This is a genomic window from Kitasatospora phosalacinea (genome assembly GCF_000717185.1).
Lineage (GTDB): Bacteria > Actinomycetota > Actinomycetes > Streptomycetales > Streptomycetaceae > Kitasatospora > Kitasatospora phosalacinea_A.
This window is the reverse complement of the sequence record NZ_JNYE01000276.1, coordinates 1-469: the sequence shown is the minus strand read 5'-3', so window position 1 is coordinate 469 and position 469 is coordinate 1. Positions and strand designations below refer to the sequence as shown.

General features: G+C 67.8%; 1 pseudogene. It reads right to left on the bottom strand.

From position 1 onward, the window contains the following. A pseudogene (locus OO57_RS37995) lies at nt 1-469 on the bottom strand (thiamine pyrophosphate-dependent enzyme); the annotation flags it as partial.

Genomic DNA, 469 nt, shown 5'->3' with positions numbered 1-469 from the left:
CGCCGAAGTCCAGGATGTCCTGCTTCGCGCGGGCGATGCCCTCCACCACCGGGTCCACGGTCTCCAGGTGCGACGGGTTCGCCGCCAACGACACCTTGACCGTGTTGTTCTCGGCCCCCTCGTACACACCGTCCGCACCGAGGTGGTACTTGACGTCTCCGGAGCCGTGCATGGACTTGATGTCCATGTTGCCCTCGAACTCGCCGAAGATCTTCCCGTACGGCTTGCCGACGATGTTCGCCAGCACGTTCAGCCGGCCGCGGTGGGCCATGCCGATGACGGCCTCGTCGAGCTGCGCGCCCGCCGCCTCCACGAGCACGGCGTCCAGCAGCGGGATGAGCGACTCGCCGCCCTCCAGCGAGAAGCGGCGCTGGCCGACGTACTTGGTCTGCAGGAAGGTCTCGAACGCCTCCGCCGAGTTCAGCCGGCGCAGGATGCGCAGCTGCTCCTCGCGCTCGGGCTTGGTGTA